This is a genomic window from Faecalicatena contorta (assembly GCF_001404335.1).
GTDB lineage: Bacteria > Bacillota > Clostridia > Lachnospirales > Lachnospiraceae > Faecalicatena > Faecalicatena contortus_B.
On sequence record NZ_CYZU01000012.1, the window covers coordinates 63108 to 81592 of the forward strand.

At 46.4% G+C, this 18485-nt stretch carries 18 protein-coding genes and 1 other annotated feature; of the genes, 1 reads left to right on the top strand and 17 read right to left on the bottom strand.

Annotated elements, in window-relative coordinates; genetic code table 11:
- Positions 1–10: 10 nt before the first annotated feature.
- The 17 genes from ARB69_RS08220 to ARB69_RS08295 form a co-directional block, all read right to left on the bottom strand.
- Positions 11–1189, bottom strand: a complete 1179-nt coding sequence (locus ARB69_RS08220; RefSeq protein ID WP_050641953.1) for a M20 family metallopeptidase — start codon at positions 1187–1189, stop codon at positions 11–13.
- Between the two features lie 216 nt (positions 1190–1405).
- Complete coding sequence (araA, locus tag ARB69_RS08225) at positions 1406–2902, bottom strand: L-arabinose isomerase (RefSeq protein ID WP_050641954.1); 1497 nt, start codon at positions 2900–2902, stop codon at positions 1406–1408.
- 119 nt (positions 2903–3021) lie between these two features.
- Positions 3022–3708 carry an L-ribulose-5-phosphate 4-epimerase gene (locus ARB69_RS08230; protein ID WP_050641955.1) on the bottom strand — a complete coding sequence of 229 codons (687 nt, stop codon included), beginning with the start codon at positions 3706–3708 and terminating at the stop codon, positions 3022–3024.
- Between the two features lie 56 nt (positions 3709–3764).
- Complete coding sequence (locus ARB69_RS08235; RefSeq protein ID WP_055152538.1) at positions 3765–4880, bottom strand: GntR family transcriptional regulator; 1116 nt, start codon at positions 4878–4880, stop codon at positions 3765–3767.
- 387 nt (positions 4881–5267) lie between these two features.
- On the bottom strand, positions 5268–6692 hold the full coding sequence (pyk, locus tag ARB69_RS08240) for a pyruvate kinase (protein ID WP_055152540.1): 1425 nt from the start codon (positions 6690–6692) through the stop codon (positions 5268–5270).
- A gap of 15 nt (positions 6693–6707) precedes the next feature.
- Positions 6708–7379 (bottom strand): potassium channel family protein, encoded by a 672-nt coding sequence (locus tag ARB69_RS08245; RefSeq protein WP_050641958.1) that lies wholly within the window; start codon positions 7377–7379, stop codon positions 6708–6710.
- Positions 7380–7391: 12 nt separating this feature from the next.
- The gene (locus tag ARB69_RS08250) at positions 7392–8708 is read right to left on the bottom strand and encodes a TrkH family potassium uptake protein (RefSeq protein WP_087148807.1); all 1317 of its coding nucleotides are present in this window, start codon (positions 8706–8708) and stop codon (positions 7392–7394) included.
- Positions 8709–8737: 29 nt separating this feature from the next.
- Entirely contained in the window at positions 8738–9172 is a 435-nt protein-coding gene (locus ARB69_RS08255; protein WP_050641959.1) for a hypothetical protein, read from the bottom strand.
- Positions 9173–9507: 335 nt separating this feature from the next.
- Positions 9508–9885, bottom strand: coding sequence for a 50S ribosomal protein L7/L12 (rplL, locus tag ARB69_RS08260; protein ID WP_025654514.1), 378 nt, complete (start codon positions 9883–9885; stop codon positions 9508–9510).
- Between the two features lie 99 nt (positions 9886–9984).
- Positions 9985–10569, bottom strand: a complete 585-nt coding sequence (rplJ, locus tag ARB69_RS08265) for a 50S ribosomal protein L10 (RefSeq protein ID WP_025654513.1) — start codon at positions 10567–10569, stop codon at positions 9985–9987.
- A 36-nt stretch (positions 10570–10605) separates the two neighbouring features.
- Positions 10606–10743 (bottom strand) — a sequence feature (ribosomal protein L10 leader region).
- A gap of 128 nt (positions 10744–10871) precedes the next feature.
- Positions 10872–12803, bottom strand: a complete 1932-nt coding sequence (locus ARB69_RS08270) for an AAA family ATPase (protein ID WP_055152542.1) — start codon at positions 12801–12803, stop codon at positions 10872–10874.
- A gap of 273 nt (positions 12804–13076) precedes the next feature.
- On the bottom strand, positions 13077–13769 hold the full coding sequence (gene rplA, locus ARB69_RS08275; protein WP_025654505.1) for a 50S ribosomal protein L1: 693 nt from the start codon (positions 13767–13769) through the stop codon (positions 13077–13079).
- A 98-nt stretch (positions 13770–13867) separates the two neighbouring features.
- Entirely contained in the window at positions 13868–14293 is a 426-nt protein-coding gene (gene rplK / locus ARB69_RS08280; protein WP_025654504.1) for a 50S ribosomal protein L11, read from the bottom strand.
- A 52-nt stretch (positions 14294–14345) separates the two neighbouring features.
- Positions 14346–14864 carry a transcription termination/antitermination protein NusG gene (nusG, locus tag ARB69_RS08285; protein WP_025654503.1) on the bottom strand — a complete coding sequence of 173 codons (519 nt, stop codon included), beginning with the start codon at positions 14862–14864 and terminating at the stop codon, positions 14346–14348.
- Positions 14865–14889: 25 nt separating this feature from the next.
- Positions 14890–15090, bottom strand: a complete 201-nt coding sequence (gene secE, locus ARB69_RS08290; RefSeq protein WP_025654502.1) for a preprotein translocase subunit SecE — start codon at positions 15088–15090, stop codon at positions 14890–14892.
- A gap of 22 nt (positions 15091–15112) precedes the next feature.
- Positions 15113–15262, bottom strand: a complete 150-nt coding sequence (gene rpmG / locus ARB69_RS25925) for a 50S ribosomal protein L33 (RefSeq protein ID WP_009001657.1) — start codon at positions 15260–15262, stop codon at positions 15113–15115.
- A gap of 152 nt (positions 15263–15414) precedes the next feature.
- A complete protein-coding gene (locus ARB69_RS08295; RefSeq protein WP_025654501.1) occupies positions 15415–16020 on the bottom strand; it encodes a TetR/AcrR family transcriptional regulator in 606 nt (201 codons plus the stop codon).
- A gap of 309 nt (positions 16021–16329) precedes the next feature.
- On the opposite strand from ARB69_RS08295, the gene ARB69_RS08300 reads away from it, so the two are divergent.
- Positions 16330–18441 carry an efflux RND transporter permease subunit gene (locus tag ARB69_RS08300; protein ID WP_025654500.1) on the top strand — a complete coding sequence of 704 codons (2112 nt, stop codon included), beginning with the start codon at positions 16330–16332 and terminating at the stop codon, positions 18439–18441.
- Positions 18442–18485: the final 44 nt, after the last annotated feature.

Below are 18485 nucleotides of genomic sequence, written 5' to 3' on the forward strand. Positions count from 1 at the left end.
TTCTACTATATCACAAAGCTCTTTTCATTGTCAACATATTTCTTACTAATTTACGAAAAACCTCTTGACATCTGTCGATTTCTGTGGTAATAACGAATTCATTCGGCTTATGAGCCTGCCTGAGACTGCCAGGTCCATAGGACATACATTCGGTGTTTTCCAGTACTCCGGCGATTACAGCGGTATCTGTGTAACCGGGAAATGGAGTGATTTGCACGGTTTTTCCCGTCACCTCTTCTGCAGCGCGTTTCAGTTCCCCCAGAAGTACAGAATCTGGGTGTGTTTCTATAGAAGGCCGGTCACCGGTTACCGTATAGCTTCCCTTAACTCCCGGGACCTGCTGTTCGCCATACGCAACGGCCTCTCTTACGATCTTCTCCGCCTTTTTCGTATCCACCGGGGGAACGAGGCGCATATCAACCGTTGCCATGCACTGATCCGGAACTACATAGGGGCTGTACCCTCCCCGGATCTGCCCGAAGGTTACAGTTGAGCGTCCCAGCTCCGGATGAACCGGGCACTCTGCTATTTTCTTTCTTATATAAGTAATCACAAATGCCAGACCCGCGATTGCGTCTGCACCCGCTTCGGGCATGCTGGCATGGGCAGTCATTCCCTGCATCTCCAGTTCGAACCAGGTGCGCCCTTTGTGCGCCATCTGAATCCTGCCATCCGTAGGCTCCATGTCCACGACCCAGTCCTCTGCCGTCACCCAGCCGTCAGCAACCGCCTGTTCAACGCCCCGCATATCCCCTTCCTCATCCACCGTTCCGATAAATACCAGAGGGTATTCCAGCTCCAGGGTCTTATCACGGATCTTGGCCGCTGTTTCCGCAAAAACAGACAGCGCACAGGCCAACCCGCCTTTCATGTCACAGCTTCCCCGGCCAAAAAGTTTTCCGTCTTTTATCTCCCCTGAAAATGCCTCCTTATCCCATCCGGAGCCTTCCACAACCGTATCCATATGGCAGATAAAAACCAGCGCCGGGTGTGAGACCTTTCCCGGAAGAACTGCCCTTATGTTCCGCCGCCCTGGCAACACCTCAGAATTTTCCGGCTGTACTCCCGCACATACCAGATACCGCTCGATCAATCTGCTTACTGCTTCTTCATATGTGCCCGGATTCGTACTCTCTTTTTGCACCAGCTCCCGGGCCAAATCAACCGCATCCCATTTCTTGTGTTCCATTGCATCCTCCCCGATTACTGACTGTTTCCTAATTATACCATATTAGATTTAGATCTAAAAGGCCCCCCTCCCTTCTTCCCGCGCTTAAAATCAGAAAAACCGGGGCAGTATGGCGGCATTACATGAAATCATAAAGACTTCTTGTCATACTGCCAGGCTGCCCCGGTCTTTCTTATTCTTCCTTTACTCTGGCCTGCTGTCAGGTGGTAAACTCTGCTACTTCCTGAACGCGAGAGCGTTCCACCTCAATTCGTTCTTAAACTGGCGGATTGTTGTTTCATGATCGATATATACAGCCTCGATCCCCATGGCTGCTGCCCAGTCCCCCATCTGTTCTGCCGTCAGGTCATAGGAGAATGCGGTGTGATGCGCACCGCCTGCCAGAATCCACGCCTCCGCTCCCGTCTGCAGATTCGGCTGCGGAGTCCAGAATGCAGTTGCAACCGGAAGTTTCGGCATTGGTTTCTCTGTCTTTTTACAATCAACCGTATTGATAATCAGACGGAACCGATCCCCCAGATCAATCAAAGACGTTGCAACGGCCGGCCCTTCTTTGGCGGTGAACACAAGACGTGCAGGGTCTTCCCTGTCTCCCATGCTCAGCGGCTGCGCCTTGATACTGATCGGCCCGTCTGCGATGGATGGGCAAACCTCCAGCATATGTGCCTGCAGAATCCCTTCTTTTCCAGGCACTAAATTGTAGGTATAGTCCTCCATAAAAGAAGTTCCCTTGGCATCTTTGATTCCCTGGGTCATGATCTTCATAATGCGAACCATGGCTGCGGTTTTCCAGTCTCCCTCCCCGCCGAATCCATAGCCTTTTTCCATCAATCTCTGAATCGCTAGACCGGGAAGCTGTTTCAGGCTGCCGAGATCTCCAAAATGGGTTACGATTGCCTGATAATTTTTCTCTGTTAAAAACCGTTCGAAACCGATCTCAATCCCGGCCTGCACTGCCACATGCTCCCGAAATTCCTTTTCATCCCTTCCCTCAAGAAGGATTTCATATTTATCGTAATATTCTTCTACCAGTGCATCGATATCCCCTCTGGAAACCTGAGCCACTGCTTCTGCGATCTCATTCACCGGATAAGCATCTACTTCCCAGCCGAACTTGATCTGGGCTTCTACTTTATCGCCCTCTGTAACTGCCACGTTCCGCATATTATCGGCTATGCGCATAACACGTACATGGCTGCTCTCGATCACGCCCACACCCGTGCGCATCCATGAACCGATCTTCGCCTGTACCGCTTTATCGCCCCAGAAACCAACAACTACTTTACGTTCCATTTCCAACCGGCTGAAAATATGGCCGTATTCCCGGTCTCCATGTGCCGATTGGTTCTCATTCATAAAGTCCATGTCTATCGTATCATAGGGGATTTCCTGATTAAACTGTGTGTGCAGATGAAGCAGCGGCTTTCTGTACTCCTGCAGCCCCAGAATCCAGGACTTGGCCGGTGAGAACGTATGCATCCATGTAATGACCCCTGCACAGGTTTCATCCGTATTTGCCTCATTGAACGTCTTTCTGATCAGCTCGTTCGTAATAAGCGTTGGTTTCCATACTATTTCGTACGGAATTTCCCCGGACGCATTCAGCGCCTCCACAATCTGCCTGGAATGCTCCGCCACATGCGCCAGACATTCGTCCCCGTATAAATCCTGTGAGCCCGTGCAAAACCAAAATTTGTACTGTTTTTGTTTCATGATAATACCTCCATTTCATAAGTATACGTAAAGTTACCCGTAAGGAGAGCGCAAGGGGGTCAGACCCCTCTGCAGAGGGGTCTGACCCCCTTGCACTCCGTTTTCAGAATATTCTCAAATTATTGTCCGTAGTAGGCGTCCGCCCCATGTTTTCTGTAATAGTGTTTGTCCTGCAGCTCCTGCGGTGCCGGCAGAACCTGCGGATTTATCATCTCGCTTCTGGCTGCCATCTTGGCCACCTCCTCCAGCACCACCGCGTTATGCACCGCTTCGCAGGCATCCTTCCCCCAGGTGAAAGGACCGTGGTTTTTGCAGAGTACAGCCGGCATAGAAAGATAATCTTTTTCTTTGAAATAATCTGCAATCAGGACTCCCGTGTTTTTTTCATATGCCTCATCGATTTCTTCTTTTGTCAGGTTTCTGACACATGGTATTTCACCGTACATATAATCGGCATGGGTGGTGCCGTAACAGGGGATTCCCCGGCCTGCCTGCGCCCAACTTGTCGCCCAGGCGGAATGGGTATGTACGATTCCTCCTATATCCGGAAATGCACGGTATAACTCCAGATGGGTCGGGGTATCCGAAGACGGGTTATATGTCCCCTCTATTTTGTTGCCTTCCAGATCCATGACTACCATATCCTCCGGGGTAAGTCTGTCATAATCCACGCCGCTCGGCTTGATGACAAACCTCCCGGTTTCCTTGTCCAGGCCGCTTACGTTTCCCCAGGTGAATGTCACCAGGCCATATTTCGGAAGCTGCATGTTTGCCTCATAGACTTCCTGTTTCAGTTTTTCTAGCATCTTCATTCCTCCTAATACATCATATAATAATTAACTGCCGCTTAAGCAGACATAAATTACCGACAGCACTGCTCCCCCGGTTCAGAAAGAATGCGCACCGACTTTCGGATGATCATTTCCGGCTTCAGTTCTACGCTTTCTATTTCTTCCCCGCCATCCAGCATTATGAGCATTCTGGATGCCGCCAGGCCTGCAAGTTCTTTTACGGGATTCTGGGCCGAGGTAAAAGGGATTTCACAGCGTCCGGCCAGCTCTGAATTGTCAATCCCTACAATGGAAAGATCCTCCGGAATCCGAATGCCTGCGCCCTTACAGATCCCCACCAGCTGATTGGCCACCTCGTCGTTGTAGCAGACACAGGCCGTACATCCCTTGAGCCTCCGCAGGTACCTGCCCTGATCCTCCTGCATCTCCTTCAGTTCACAAGTATCTATCCATGCAATCCGCTCGCTCTTTACCTTAATATCTCCCGCCATCAGAGCATCCACATAGCCCGCGTAACGCTTGTGCCCCTGCCCGTCATCGGATTTAAATATTCCTGCGATCTGTCTGTGACCGCACTGCAGAAGATGCTCCGTCACCATCCGCCCGGCAAGATAATCGTCCAGGCTCACATGCACTCCCTGCAGTTCCGGATAGTAACTATTCAAAAATAAAACCGGTATTTCTCTCTTCTCCAATTCCCGGTAAATGTCCAGATTAGGGTTCGGCAGACCGCTTTTGGTAGGTTCTGCAATAATCCCATCCACAGAATCTTCCCGCAGAAAACCTTTCAATATCATCCGCTCTTTTTCTACCGCATTATAGGTAAATGAGATCTGCAGCGTATAGCCTTCGCGGGACAATCTGGACTCCATCTCCCGCAGCATGCTGGGAAAAATGTAGTCGTCTACATAAGTTGTCATAACAGCAATCCGCATGGTTCTGCTGCGCTTTTTCTCCCCCCGTTTTTGCTGCCCTTTTATATACGTCCCACTTCCTCTGACCCTTTTCACTACCCCTCGGGCCTCCAGGACAGATACCGCATGCCTTGCCGTCTGCCTGCTCACCTGAAAAAGCGAAACCAGTTCATTTTCGGAATAAATCCGTTCCCCCGGTTTTCGCTTTCCCTCATCCAGTTCACGCATAATACAATCTGCAATCTCTTCGTATTTTGCCTTCTCCTCAGCCATAGGTTCCCTCCCTTCCCTTATTGAGCACTCTTGTTGTCTGCGTCCCCTTTAATTTCTCTCCCACACAGGAGCCTGTTATAAGGGGGGCTCTCTGGATATACCTTGTTTACGGCTTTGCTTTCAGGGCTTCCCCATAGAGACATGTATTCTATATATCCTTTGGTTATATTATAACTTTATTATATATATTTTTTTAATTCAAGACGGAGTCTTTCATAAATGTACATACAACTACTCCTGTTTTTTTGTATTCTGTGCATATAATTTTGAAAGTTGTATGTGTACAACCTTCATTTATAGTATACCCAGACACATAAAAATACCCCATTCATAAAGCTTACCTTCCGCTTTATGAATGAGGCTTTTTACCGTAATTATATAAAACCGCTAATATTCGCCGACTAATGTAGTTTTCAGCAGGTTGGTGTTTCCGGATTTACCCAAAGGTACTCCTGCTGTCAGCACAACTATTTCCCCGTTTTCTACATAGCCCTTTTTCTCTGCGGCCTCGGTGGCATGCAAAAACAGAATTTCCATACTATACTCCTCGCGGATATGTACCGGCAGGACACCCCATGACAGATTCAGCTGGCGGCACGTATGCTCATCCGGTGAACACCCTACAATCATGCACCCCGGACGGTACTTTGATATCATACGCGCCGTACGCCCGGACTTGCTCACCGTTATAATAGCCTTAGCCCGCAGGTCAATTGCTGTCATACACGTGGCATGTGAAATGGCTGTCGTCATATCCGTCCTGCTCTCCCTGCCTCGTATGCTGAACAGCTGATTATAATCGATGTCACTCTCCGTCCGCACCGCGATCTTCACCATCGTGCGCAGCGCTTCCACCGGGTAGCGTCCGGCTGCCGTCTCCCCAGACAGCATAATTGCACTTGTTCCCTGATAAATTGCATTTGCAACGTCGGTCGTCTCCGCCCTGGTTGGCCGCGGATTTTTCATCATAGAATCCAGCATCTGCGTGGCCGTGATCACCTGCTTCCCTGCGTTGTACACCTTTCCGATGACAGCCTTCTGTATCACAGGAACTTCCTCCAGCGGTATCTCTACTCCCATATCTCCCCGGGCAATCATGATGCCGTCGGCCGCCTCAATAATGCTGTCGATATTGTCCACACCCTGCTGATTCTCAATCTTGGCGATAATATTAATAAATTCACCTCCGTTTTCGTCCAGAATCTGCCTGATCTCATTTACATCTTCCGCAGAACGAGTAAAGGATGCGGCAATAAAATCAAACCCTTCCCGAATCCCAAACAGAATATCCTCCCGGTCCTTCTGACTGATAAAAGGCATATTTACACTGACTCCCGGAAGATTCACGCCCTTATGGTCAGAGATCACGCCTCCATTCACGACCCTGCAGATTACAGAGCTGCCTTCGATCCGCTCCACGGCCAGCCCCACCAGTCCGTCATCTATCAGAATGCTGTCCCCTGGTTTTACATCTTTATACAGATCCGCATAAGTAACCGATACCGCCTCCTGTGTGCCCTCTATCTCTTCCGGTGTCAGAAGAAACTCCTGCCCTTCCTGCAGCTCCACTCTGCCCTCTTTAAACCTGCAGAGCCGGATCTCCGGTCCCTTTGTATCCAAAAGAGCGGCGATCGGCTTATCCAGCCGCTGCCGGACTGCCTTCAGCTCATCCAGACGTTTTTTCTGTTCCTCATAGTTTCCGTGAGAGAAATTGAACCTCGCCACATCCATACCTTCTCTGGCCAGCTGTTCCAGAACCCCTTCCCGGTCAGTGGCCGGTCCCAGGGTACAGATAATTTTTGTTTTCCGCATATAAAATCCGCCTTTCTATGCCAGCAGGCTGCCCTCATATCTGCTGACGTTCTCTGATTTTCCAATGACAACAAGGATATCGCCTTCTGCAAATATATACCCGGGACTGATCTCCGTTTCGGTTATTCCTTTATGTTGGATGGCAATAATATTCAGCCCGGTTTTCTGTCTGAACCGTGTCTCCTCCAGGCTTTTTCCTATCACCCTCGTCGGCACCATAACTTCCGATATCTCAACATTATTGTCCAGTGTAATCGAATCCATCACACTGCTTACAAGCATTTTCTTGGCCAGGCGCAGGGCCATGTCGCGCTCCGGATATACAACCTCGGCGCCGATCTTCTCGAGCACCTCCCCCTGGTCTCTGCTGATGGCCTTTGCAATGACCCGCTTAACACCAAGATTTACTACATTAAGAGTCACAAGGATGCTGGTGTCAATCTTCTCTCCAATGCAGACAACAACCGTATCACAGTTTTGAATGCCGATCTCCTCCAGCACTTCCTTCGTCAGTTCATCTGCAACATACGCAAAATCCGTATAACGCCGCAGTTCCTTCACTTTATATTCACACCGGTCCACCACAATCACTTCCCTGCCGGCTTCAGCCAGTTTTTGCGCCAGCGCTGTACCGAACCTGCCTAATCCTATAATCCCATAACTTTCTGATAATTCTTCTTTTAACATCCTCTTCAACTCCTAACCAATTGTAATATTTTCCTCGGTAAATACCGCGGTGGACGGTTGTTTAAAGCTCCACATTGTAACAATTGTAAGCGCCCCCAACCTTCCGATAAACATCGTCATTATGATCACCAGCTTACCCGCTATACTCAAATCCGGCGTAATGCCCGTGGAGAGCCCTACCGTTCCAAAGGCAGACGTACATTCAAAGAGCAGCTGCATAAAGGAGTACTCCGGTTCGAGCAGACACATCGTAAATGTTGACGCACAAACCACAATCATCGACAACAATGTAATAATAAATGCCTTAAACACCACTTTTTCCGGGATTTTCCTCTTAAACGCAGTACAGTGCTGGTTGGTTGCCGTACTTTTAATAATATTGAGAAGTACAAACAATGTACTTGTCTTAATGCCTCCTCCGGTTGAGCCCGGTGAGGCTCCGATAAACATCAGTATCGTCAGGATAAATAGTCCCGCAGAAGTAAAGCTTCCGATCGGATATGTTGAGAATCCCGCTGTCCTGGCAGAAACGCTCTGAAAAAAGGCCCCCAGCCAGGTTATGTCTTCCGTACACTTTAGTGATAACGTCCCCACCGCAAGCAACACAATGCTGGTGAGGATTACCGCTTTAGAATGAAGGGACAGCCGCCGGAAGTTTCTGTTTTTCAGTACATCCAGAATGACCAGAAATCCCAGGCCGCCGAATATAATCAGTCCGCAGGTTGTCAGATTCAGGAGCACGTTTCCCTGATATGGTATCAGGTTTGTCAGTCCTCCCAGAATATCAAACCCCGAGTTATTAAATGCGGCTATGGAATGAAACATGCTGATTCCCAGTGCATCCAAAGGTGAATATTTTTGTACAAACACCAGAAAACTCAAGACCGCTCCTACACCTTCGAAGCACAGTGTCATAAAGAGCACATGCTTCACAAGTATGACCATGCCCTGAAAGCCGCTTACGTTCAGTGCCTCTTTCACCAGCAGCCTTTCTTTGAAGCCAATCTTTCTGCCTGCTGCCAGTATAATGCCCACGCCCACAGAGGTCACGCCCAGGCCGCCGATCTGTATCAGCAGCGCCACAACCGTTCTGCCAAAAACCGTAAAATGCTCCGCCGTATCAATCGCAATCAGACCGGTCACGCAGACAGCGCTTGTGGAGGTAAACAGAGCGTCGATCCAATGTACCTCGGCTCCCTCTCTGACAGAAACCGGCAGTTTTAATAATACGGTCCCCAAAAGAATTACACAGGCAAACCCCAGCGTAATCAGCCGGGCCGGCGACTGCTTCTTAAAGAACTCTTTTCCCGCCTGCAATATGAAATTCACAATAATTAACGCTTCCTTTCGTACTATAATTATAAGACTGTACAGAAAGCGCCTGTTCTTTTCTTCCCATCCTGCTCATGCACAAATCCGAATACAATCCTCCATAGAAGTGTATTCACATCCCTCACAAAATGGAACATTAATAAAATAACGCATGGAATTACAGCTATTTTGAATAAAACAGCCAAAATAGAATCAAAATAGACCTTTACCTTCAGATTCCAGTGATTAGGGCTCTGTTCTCTGCCTACAGAAAAAGAGGATGCCCGCGCCCCTCTGTCAGATACAGCAGAATCTGCCAGCTGACCGTTCGCACGGCTGATCTGTGCCCCGCCGGGAGCAGAACTTTCCCTGTGCTGCACAGATGTTATAGAATGCCCTGAGACGAGCAGACTTACCGTAAATAACAGTACAGTAAATAAACAGATAGCAATGATTATTTTATTTTCACTTTTTATCTTCATATCCCTTACTCCTGCCTGCTCAAATGCTTCTCTGACACTGTATTTCTTTTCTATTAGATATATGCATTATAGGGCTGAAAGTTCAGGTTGTCAATCCTTAATCAATCCGAAAATCACAGAGGATTTTTTATAGCTGCGAGCACTTAGCGGCCGTATTTTGGCCACTTACGTGCGATGCATAAAAAATAGTTGGCAAGGTCTTTTCGCGCCTTACTTTTTTTATATCGTAACAGTTCATGAAAGCCCGGACTGTTTCCTTGCATCACAAAAACAGCCATACCTGCACTAAAGCAGATATGGCTGTATATTAGCGTTTCCGTTACAAAAGCACCCGATTATTTCAGGTTAACTTCTGCTCCTTCACCTTCCAGTTTAGCTTTGAGTTCTTCAGCTTCTGCCTTAGAAACTGCTTCTTTCACTACCTTCGGTGCTCCGTCAACTAATTCTTTTGCTTCTTTTAATCCAAGTCCTGTGATCTCACGAACAACTTTGATTACTTTAACCTTAGAAGATCCAGCGGATACGAGCTCTACATCAAACTCGTCTTTCTCTTCTGCTGCTGCACCTGCTCCGTCTCCTGCTGCTGCAACTACAACGCCTGCTGCTGCAGATACACCAAATTCTTCTTCACAAGCTTTTACTAATTCATTTAACTCTAATACTGATAACTCTTTGATCGCTTCGATCATTTCAGCTGCTGTCAATTTAGCCATTTTAATATCCTCCATTTTAGATTATTTTCCGGGCTCCCTGGCCCTCATTTTAATTTCTCACTTTTCGGTTCCCTGAAATCTCAGGTAATCCAGATCGGCTTACTCAGCCGGTGTCTCTGCTGCTTCCTCTGCAGGAGCTTCTGCTGTCTCAGCCGGAGCTTCTTCTGCTGCCGGAGCCGCTTCAGCTGCACATGCATCTGCGCCGCCCTGTTCTGCAATCTGCTTGATAACACGAGCAAAATTGGTAATAGGTGACTGCATACTTCCAAGCAATTTGGAAAGTAACTCTTCTCTTGAAGGAATCTTGGACAGTTCTGTCAATCCAGCTACGTCATATACATTTCCTTCAACTACGCCGCCCTTTAACTCAAGTTTCTGTGCATCTTTTGCAAACTTGCAAAGGATTCTGGCCGGTGCTGTTGCATCTTCTTTCGAGATCGCGATAGCGCTCGGTCCTTCCAGACAATCTGTAAGTCCTTCGAACTCAGTTCCTTCGATCGCTCTCTTAATCATGGTGTTCTTGTATACTTTGTAAATAATACCTGCTTCTCTGAGCTGTTTACGAAGTTCTGTATCCTGAGCTACTGTCAATCCACGGTAGTCAACAAGAACAACTGACTGAGCATCTTTAATCTCTTCTGAAATTGCCTCAACGATTGGTTGTTTTAATTCAACTTTTGCCACGTTCTGGTACACCTCCTTATTTTATTTGTGCGTGTACTGCCAAAAATAAAAGCCCCTGTGTCCAAAGACACAGAAGCTCAATAATTCACATTAAGAATCATGATCTTCCTCGGCAGGCGGTTCAAACTTATGCCTTACGGCACCTGCTGTCTTCGGCAGTCAATTGCTATATTAGATTAGCATCCATTACTCTGTTTGTCAATAGAAAAAGCAGGTTTTTTCTGTTTTTTCTGTTCTGTTTCTGTTTTCCAGTTTCAAGCCCGTACGCAGGCAGCTCTGAACTGTTACTCCGAAGTAAATATTTAGTTCTGCCCAGTATTCAGCCATACCACTTTGGCCTTTTTTCCACAATGCGCCAGCCCAATATAACAGATTGGCCCTTTCATTTCAGCATCATACTTTTTGTTCCGAATCTGATTCAGTGCATCTTGAGCCAGTTTTTCCAGGTTCTGATTGTGATCTTTTGTGTATTTGAATTCCAGTATAATATTGGGTTCTTCATCCCTAAGCGCCCTCAATATAATATCGCTTCTGCCCTCCCCACTCTCACGATTACTCTTTATCTCGTATTCTCCGTACAGGCAGGCGCACATTCCCAGCATCATCATATGATAGCTGTTCTCATCTTTCAAATCATGATAGGAGGGCAGTGTCAGAATTACCTTCTGATAGCGGTATACGAATTCCTCCATGTCCCCAGTCCTTAGATAGTTGACCAAATCTGCCATATCATCGTACTCCACCCGGAGACAATGTGCAGTTAATCGCTGAAACGCCTCGCTGACCTCTTCATTTGGAATCCGGACTATACACAGATTTTTGCGTATCTCCTCCCCCACCGTAACCATACCGGCATTGATCAACATGCCCCACAATGCAGCTTTGCCAGGCTTTTCAAAAAAAGATGTGTCCAGCTCCACCATAACAGACACACTGCCTTGCTCCAACAGCTTTTTATATTCTCTGTGGAAATCATCTCCGCAAAGATCCATAGCATGTTCAATTATACTGTTCTCCCCCGTATTCACCCAATAGGGGTGCAGCTTTTTTCTGGAAGCATAAAATATGACAGACCAGGGATTATACATATGAATCTCTCCGAACAGATAGCCGTCATACATACGTCTTACCGCTTCCGTCAGTTCCATCCCATAATACGACAGCAGTTCCTCTGTCTCATCCTCCGTAAATCCAAAGTATTGCGCGTACTCAGGGTCATTCACTGTGCAGACCGAAATATTGTTCAGGCCGGAGAAAATATTCCCCTTCGCGATCCTTTGGATTCCTGTCAGCACTGCCTTATCTAATGCAGTATTTCCTTTCAGCGCTGAACTGAATAAAGCAGATAAAAACCCACGCACCTCTTTATAGTACCCGTTCACACTTGCAGAAATAAAAGGTGTGTCATATTCGTCAATAAACAGAAATACTTTGTCATTGTAATACTCCTGCAAGGTTCGACAGAGTTCTGCAATTGCAAAACTTACCATTTCTTTTTCAGTTTCATTCATTATATGATTCGTCAGTGCTGCATATATTTTATCAATCTTTTCCCGCCTGAAAGGATCTGTCCTGTTATCATGGAGAATTGCCCAATATCGTTCATACTCCAATGCAAGCACATCACAAACTCGTCCAAGCAGCTCTTTTTCCGACTCGCCTTTGGCATTTAAAAAAGACAAAAATATCACCGGATGCTGATTGCATTCCCGCATTGCCTCTGTCTGGCCGATGTATGTTCCCTCAAAAAGTCCCCGCGATTCCTTAGTGCAGTCAAAAAACTCGGCAATCATGGACATATTCAGCGTTTTCCCAAATCTTCGTGGTCTTGTGATCAGGGTCACTTCCATGTTGGATTCCAAAAATTCCCGGATCATCCCGGTTTTGTCCACATAATAACTATTCCATTCCCGCAGCTTCCTGAAATCCTGCACACCGATTCCCAGCTTCTGCGTCATTTTCTTTCCTGAAATTCGAGGAGTTATACAGTAAGGCGCCTTCTCTTCTTTAAAAACTGCCGTGCCACTGTTGTTGTTCCTTCCAAACAGTTCATCAATCGAACACTCCAATACATCTGCAATTCTCTCCAATGTCTCAAAATCCGGAGCGCGCTTTCCCGCCTCATAATTGGAGTAAGTGGATCTGGAGATGCCCAGCTGCTCTGCCATCCATGTCTGTGTACATCCTTTTTTGCTTCGAAGCGCCGTAAGACAGTGATTAAATTTTGTCTTCATTCTAATTCACATCCCTTATTTTGATGTCTTGATTATAGCATGTTTCGTTTCATTTTGCAAACACGTCATGTTTTCATTCTGAAACCATCGTTATTATGTTACTGATATCACTCTATCACATTATAAAATAAGCAACTAACTCTTATGCTGAAATAAATTTTCGAGAATGCTGTCTGACATGTATCCTTGGTTCGCCGTGCCCACACAAAAAAGTCCCGCCCACAAAAGTGGGGCGAGACTTTTTCCTATATTCTCTATGTCATCAAATTCTGATTAAGCCAGCTTCATTGGGTTGATTTTTACACCAGGTCCCATTGTGGATGTCAGTGTTACACTCTTCAAATACTGACCTTTTACAGCTGCCGGTTTTGCCTTGATGATTGCATCGATAAGCGTCTGGAAGTTGTCCGCTAACTGTTCCTCGGTAAAGGATGCCTTACCGATCGGCACATGGATAATGTTTGTTTTGTCCAATCTGTACTCAATCTTACCAGCTTTGATGTCGTTGATGGCTTTTGTTACATCCATAGTAACTGTACCAGCCTTCGGGTTTGGCATCAGACCTTTTGGTCCGAGTACACGTCCGAGACGTCCAACAACGCCCATCATGTCAGGTGTAGCTACGACAACATCAAATTCAAACCATCCCTCGTTCTGGATCTTCGGGATCAGTTCGTCTCCTCCCACGTAATCTGCTCCAGCTGCTTTCGCCTCTTCAGCTTTTGCATCTTTCGCAAATACAAGGATACGAACCTTTTTACCTGTTCCGTGCGGCAGTACAACTGCACCACGAATCTGCTGGTCTGCATGACGTCCGTCACAACCTGTTCTGATATGAGCTTCGATTGTTTCGTCAAATTTAGCTACTGCTGCTTTTTTAACTAATGCTACTGCGTCTGCCTTCTCGTACAGGTTTCCCTTTTCGATCAGTTTCGCAGCTTCGATATATTTTTTTCCTCGTTTCATCTTAAATAACCTCCTTGTGGTATTGGCGGGATCGTGCCCCTCCCACTTATTTCAACTTCGTTAAGTGTACTAAGCTCGAAAATACCTTACTTAATCTACTATTCTTCAACAACTACACCCATGGAACGGCATGTTCCTGCTACCATGCTCATAGCTGCCTCAAGTGTTGCAGCATTTAAGTCCGGCATCTTTGTCTTTGCGATCTCTTCTAACTGAGCTTTTGTGATCGTAGCAACTTTTGTCTTGTTCGGAACACCTGAACCGGATTTGATGTTGCAGGCTTTCTTGATCAGAACTGCTGCCGGCGGTGTCTTTGTTACGAAGCTGAAGCTTCTGTCATTGTATACTGTGATAACAACAGGAATGATCAGGTCTCCCTGGTCTGCTGTTCTTGCGTTGAACTGCTTTGTAAATTCAACGATATTCACACCGTGCTGTCCAAGCGCAGGACCTACCGGTGGTGCTGGTGTAGCTTTACCAGCTGGAATCTGTAATTTAATATAACCTTCTACTTTTTTTGCCATTTTTAATTACCTCCTTGTGGTATTGGCGGGATCTGAATCCCTCCCACGGTTTTTAATCCATCTTTCTTACTTCTGCGAAACCGAGTTCAACCGGTGTCTCACGGCCAAACAGCTCTACATTGATAGACAGGCTCTGCTTCTGCTCATTCAAAGACTGAATGACACCCACAGTCCCTTCCCATGCACCGCTGAGCACGGTCACGGTATCGCCTACTGCAAACTCTACGATGACGTTCTCCTGCCTGATTCCGAGTCTGTTCATCTCTTCTTCCTCAAGCGGAACAGGTTTGGATCCGGGACCAACAAAGCCGGTCACGCCTCTGGTATTACGAACTACATACCAGGTATCGTCATTCATAATCATATGAATCATGACGTATCCCGGAAACATCTTCTTCTGGCTGGCTTTCTGGACACCGTTCTTCAGTTCGATCACTTCCTGCATAGGAACCCTGACCTCCAGAATCTGATCTTCCAGATGACGATTTTCAATTGCCTTATCAATATTTGCTTTTACTTTGTTCTCATACCCGGAATAGGTATGAACTACATACCATTTTGCCTCTGACATAAAATCACCTTTCTGCTGCGGCTGTTTACTTAACCAACAGATCAATTCCATATTTTAGGATTGCATCGATTACCGAAATCAATACCCCCAATAATATAGAAACCGAAACGACTGCCGTGGTCTGTTTTGCAAGTGTTTTTTTGTCTGGCCAAATGACTTTCTTAAACTCTGCCTGAAGCCCTTTGAACCAGCTCTTCTTCTGAGTTTTTGCTGTTTTCTCACCCATGCCATCCACTTCCTTCCAACGACTATTTCGTTTCTTTGTGCAGTGTGTGTGATTTACAGAACTTACAGTACTTCTTCGTCTCCATGCGGTCCGGATGAGCTTTCTTATCCTTGGTCATGTTGTAATTACGATGCTTGCATTCTGTACATTCCAGTGTGATTCTTGTGCGCACAACTTCCACCTCGCTTTTTTCTTATTCACTACGTGTTACATGATGGTTGCGAAGCCATCTAAATTTAGGCATAAAAAAAAGACCTACTTCCATTCGCTAGAGCATTGTACCACAGCAAGCGGACAGAAGTCAAGCCTTTTCGCCAATTCCGGCTATTCAATCACGTGATTTCTTATAATTGCACGGATGCTTTCATTCAGATAGGGCTTCAGCTCCTGATAACTGATCGGGTCGTTCTCCAGTATCGTACTGTAAGACGTGGAACTAGCAAGCTCTATAATAAGGAAAAGCATGGTCTCGGGCGCCCTCAGTTTTACATCCGGATTTTCTGTTACCATTTTATGAAAGAAGCCCATGACATCTATTTCAGCGTCTGATTCATTTTTCGTAATTGCCTGCCTGAAGATGCCCCAGCTCAGGTTCTTAGAGATAAATCGCAGCACCGCCCTGCTTTTCGCCATCTCATCCAGGACATAATCTACTATAAATATAATTTTGTCTTCAAATGCCGGGATCTGAGCCTGCTCTAATGCATCGTGGGCCGCCATGAAAAGCCGCCCTGCCGTCTTGGCAATCAGCCTGTCCCGAATCTCATACTTGTCTTTAAAATAGAGATAAAATGTCCCCTTAGCCACTCCTGCTTTCTGAACGATATCGTGGATCGACGTCTTGGAAATCCCCTGTGTCAGAAACAAGTCATACGCACTCTTAAACAGTGCCTCTAATTTCTGCTGCTTGTTTTCGTCAACTTTTCCCATAATTTTCCCCACTCTTTCGATTAATTTTTTCGTTTCCGGCCAGAACCCTGCCATAAACAGACACGCCGCCAGCCCATGAAATCTGCCGTGGGTACCGGGGCTTGTTTAAAACGGAATCCTATTTCCACACACCTGTTTTTGCTTCCACAGTCCTGTACAAAACAGTTGCAATTTTCTATATTATAATTTCAAAATGACCCAAAGTCAACTTTTCTTTTGAATATTATTGACTTTTGGTCATTTTTATTGTATATTACTTTTAGTCTTAAAAATGACTAATAGTCATAATTTAAAAGGGAGGCATGAAACATGGTGAATGCAGGTAAAAAAATAGTGAAGTATCGGGTTGTCATCCTGATACTCGGCATTTTACTTCTGATACCATCGGCTTTGGGATTCCTGAAAACCAGAGTCAACTACGACATACTTTATTATCTGCCTGATAATATCGATACGATGAAGGGGCAGAACATCCTGATGGATGAGTTTGGAAAAGGTGCTTTCGCAATGGAAGTTGTGGAAGGCATGAATACCAAAGATGCGGCTGAAGTAAAGGAGAAAATCAAAAGTGTAGACGGCGTTGCGGACGTCATTTGGTATGATTCCATAGCGGACACTTCCATGCCCATTGATATCCTGCCTGATAAACTAAAAGATGTGTTTAAAACAGAGGATGCCACTCTGATGGCGATCTTCTTTGATGACACGACTTCCGCAGACAGCACTATGGATGCCATAACGGAGATCCGCAGTGTTACAAATAAACAATGCTATCTGAGCAGCATGTCTGCAGTGGTCACCGACATCAAGCAGCTTTCTGAAAAGGAAACCCCAATCTATGTACTCATCGCCGTTATCCTGAGCTGTATTGTGCTTTCTGTATTTATGGACTGCTGGATACTGCCTGTTTTCTTCATGCTGAGTATTGGAATGGCAATCCTCTATAATATGGGAACCAATTACTTTCTCGGAGAGATTTCCTATATTACTAAGGCTTTAAGCGCGGTGCTCCAGCTTGGGGTTACCATGGACTACTCTATCTTCCTGTGGCACAGCTATCAGGAGAACCAGCAGCGTTACCCGGGAGATAAGGAACGGGCAATGGCCCACGCGATTTCCAATACATTTTCCTCTGTGGTCGGAAGCTCCGTTACAACAGTGGCCGGCTTCATTGCACTTTGCTTTATGAGCTTTACTCTTGGAAAAGACCTCGGCATTGTCATGGCAAAGGGCGTCATATTTGGTGTCATAAGCTGTGTCACCATACTGCCCTCCTTCCTGCTTGTTTTTGACAAACTGATTCAGAAAACAACGCACCGCTCCATTATACCGAGCATGGAGAAACCTGCAACGTTTATAACAAAACGCTTTAAGGCTTTCATTCTCCTCTTCATCGTACTGCTCTTACCCGCTCTCTGGGGATACAGCAAAGCGGAAGTTTACTATAACCTGGATGCAACTCTGCCGAAGTATCTGGAGAGTATCAAGGCAAATGACAAACTGGCAGACGAATTTGATATGAATGCCACACATATGGTTCTGGCAAATGCAGATCTTCCGGCCAAGGAAGCAAAAGCGATGCTGGATGATCTGTCCGATGTGAAAGGGGTCAAGTTCGCGCTTGGGCTCGACAGTCTCATCGGCTCCGCCATTCCCCGGGATGTCATACCTGACGGACTGACAGAGACATTAAAGGCCGGTGACTGGCAGCTGATACTGGTACAGTCCGAATACAAGGTAGCGACCGACGAAGTTAACCACCAATGCACTGTGCTGAATGATATTGTAAAAAAATACGATTCTTCCGCTATGCTGATCGGCGAGGCCCCCTGTACGAAGGATCTGATCACGATCACCGATAAGGATTTTAAGGTGGTTAGCGCGGTTTCCATTATCGCCATATTTATCATAATCGCACTCGTGTTTAAATCCATATCACTGCCAGTGATCCTTGTTGCCGTCATTGAATTTGCAATCTTCATTAACCTGGGAATCCCCTATTTTACAGGGACAAAAATGCCCTTTATCGCTTCTATCGTCATTGGAACAATACAACTGGGGGCAACCGTTGATTATGCAATCCTGATGACAACCAGATACAAAAAAGAGCGCTGCAGAGGAAAAGCAAAAAGGGACTCTATACAGATTGCGGTTTCTGCTTCTGTCAGTTCGGTTATTGTGTCTGCCCTGGGCTTCTTCGCCGCCACATTTGGAGTCGGGCTTTATTCCGATATTGATATGATATCCGCCCTATGTACCCTGATGGCCCGGGGAGCTGTCATCAGTATGTTTACAGTTATTTTCATACTGCCATCCATGCTGATGGTCTTTGACAGAGTCATCTGTGCTACTACGAAAGATATGCGCGGATGTATCAAGAAGAAAGAGAAGCCGGCCGATGAGGCCTGCGCTAATGTCTGAGTTAAGGGATTCCCTGCGGGAATAAATAATTGGAGTCAACAGAT

What these genes read in the sequence shown, in the direction of transcription:
- ARB69_RS08220 (WP_050641953.1), bottom strand. Translation starts at nt 1,189, where the DNA reads ATGGAACACAAGAAATGGGATGCGGTTGATTTGGCCCGGGAGCTGGTG.
- araA (WP_050641954.1), bottom strand. Translation starts at nt 2,902, where the DNA reads ATGAAACAAAAACAGTACAAATTTTGGTTTTGCACGGGCTCACAGGAT.
- ARB69_RS08230 (WP_050641955.1), bottom strand. Translation starts at nt 3,708, where the DNA reads ATGCTAGAAAAACTGAAACAGGAAGTCTATGAGGCAAACATGCAGCTT.
- ARB69_RS08235 (WP_055152538.1), bottom strand. Translation starts at nt 4,880, where the DNA reads ATGGCTGAGGAGAAGGCAAAATACGAAGAGATTGCAGATTGTATTATG.
- pyk (WP_055152540.1), bottom strand. Translation starts at nt 6,692, where the DNA reads ATGCGGAAAACAAAAATTATCTGTACCCTGGGACCGGCCACTGACCGG.
- ARB69_RS08245 (WP_050641958.1), bottom strand. Translation starts at nt 7,379, where the DNA reads ATGTTAAAAGAAGAATTATCAGAAAGTTATGGGATTATAGGATTAGGC.
- ARB69_RS08255 (WP_050641959.1), bottom strand. Translation starts at nt 9,172, where the DNA reads ATGAAGATAAAAAGTGAAAATAAAATAATCATTGCTATCTGTTTATTT.
- rplL (WP_025654514.1), bottom strand. Translation starts at nt 9,885, where the DNA reads ATGGCTAAATTGACAGCAGCTGAAATGATCGAAGCGATCAAAGAGTTA.
- ARB69_RS08270 (WP_055152542.1), bottom strand. Translation starts at nt 12,803, where the DNA reads ATGAAGACAAAATTTAATCACTGTCTTACGGCGCTTCGAAGCAAAAAA.
- rplA (WP_025654505.1), bottom strand. Translation starts at nt 13,769, where the DNA reads ATGAAACGAGGAAAAAAATATATCGAAGCTGCGAAACTGATCGAAAAG.
- rplK (WP_025654504.1), bottom strand. Translation starts at nt 14,293, where the DNA reads ATGGCAAAAAAAGTAGAAGGTTATATTAAATTACAGATTCCAGCTGGT.
- nusG (WP_025654503.1), bottom strand. Translation starts at nt 14,864, where the DNA reads ATGTCAGAGGCAAAATGGTATGTAGTTCATACCTATTCCGGGTATGAG.
- secE (WP_025654502.1), bottom strand. Translation starts at nt 15,090, where the DNA reads ATGGGTGAGAAAACAGCAAAAACTCAGAAGAAGAGCTGGTTCAAAGGG.
- ARB69_RS08295 (WP_025654501.1), bottom strand. Translation starts at nt 16,020, where the DNA reads ATGGGAAAAGTTGACGAAAACAAGCAGCAGAAATTAGAGGCACTGTTT.
- ARB69_RS08300 (WP_025654500.1), top strand. Translation starts at nt 16,330, where the DNA reads ATGGTGAATGCAGGTAAAAAAATAGTGAAGTATCGGGTTGTCATCCTG.